The organism is Arthrobacter sp. Cr_A7, assembly GCF_029222765.1.
Classification (GTDB): Bacteria; Actinomycetota; Actinomycetes; order Actinomycetales; family Micrococcaceae; genus Arthrobacter.
Window position 1 is genome coordinate 1 of record NZ_JARHXQ010000184.1, and the last position, 1,022, is coordinate 1,022.

At 63.1% G+C, this 1,022-nt stretch carries 1 protein-coding gene; it reads left to right on the forward strand.

The window, feature by feature from the left end; genetic code table 11:
• Positions 1-1,022 (forward strand): chromosome partitioning protein ParB (locus tag P2Q66_RS11055; protein WP_275728019.1); only part of this gene is annotated, 1,022 nt, incomplete at both ends.

Below are 1,022 nucleotides of genomic sequence, written 5' to 3' on the forward strand. Positions count from 1 at the left end.
GACGACGGCACCGTGCACGTCCTAATGGGCCAGCGACGCACCCGCGCGGCCGTCGAAGCCGAAAGGCCACTCATCCCGGTCCTGATCATCGAATCACCCGAGGAAGCCGAGCGCATCGTGACGCAGGTCGTGGAGAACATCCAGCGCGCCGAACTGACCGAAGCGGACGAAGCAGACGCCTACCACCAGCTGTCCCTGATCGGCGTCTCGGCGGCCGCGATCGCCAAGAAGACCGGCCGGACGAAGGACAAGGTCGAAAACGCGCTTAAAGCCAAGGCCTCCACCACCGGAGCCAAGGCACTCGAGAGCGGCTACACCCTCGACATGGCGCTGGTAATGACTGAATTCGAAGGAGACCAGGACGCCATCGACGAACTCGAATCAGTCATCCGGGACGAACCGCAGTATTTTGACCACATCGCCCAAAAGCTTCGGGACGACCGCGAATCCAAGGCCCAGCTTGCCGCGCTGATCGAGGAACTCGTTGCCCAGGGCAAGGCCATCGTCGAGGACGCCGGGCACTACGCTGACGAGGAGAACCTGTACGTCCCAGCGGCCAAGCGGGCAGACGGTGAAGCGGCTACCGACGAGGACGCCAACGCCTACGTGATCAGCACCAACTACCGGGGTGAGCACAGGGCCGAACCTGTCGTCTGCGACTGGAAGGAACTGGGCTTCACCCCGAAGTACGAACGCTACAGCGGCGGGACGCAGGCCCAGAAGGGCCCGATGACCGAGGAACAGAAGGCCGAGCGGAAGACCCTGATCGCCAACAACAAGGCGATGGAATCAGCGACAAAGGTCCGCCGCGAGTTCGTCAAAACCCTGCTGGCCAGGAAGCAGGCACCCAAGGGCTGGCAGTACTTCACCGTCCACGCCATCACCCATCACTCCGAAACCGCCAGCGGCTACGACGGGAAAGTCGCCGCCGAAATGGTCGGTGCCAAGGTCGAAGAGACCAACCGGTGGGGATGGAACCCGCTCCGGGACCATGTCGCCAAAACTGAAGCACGGCCCGAGTT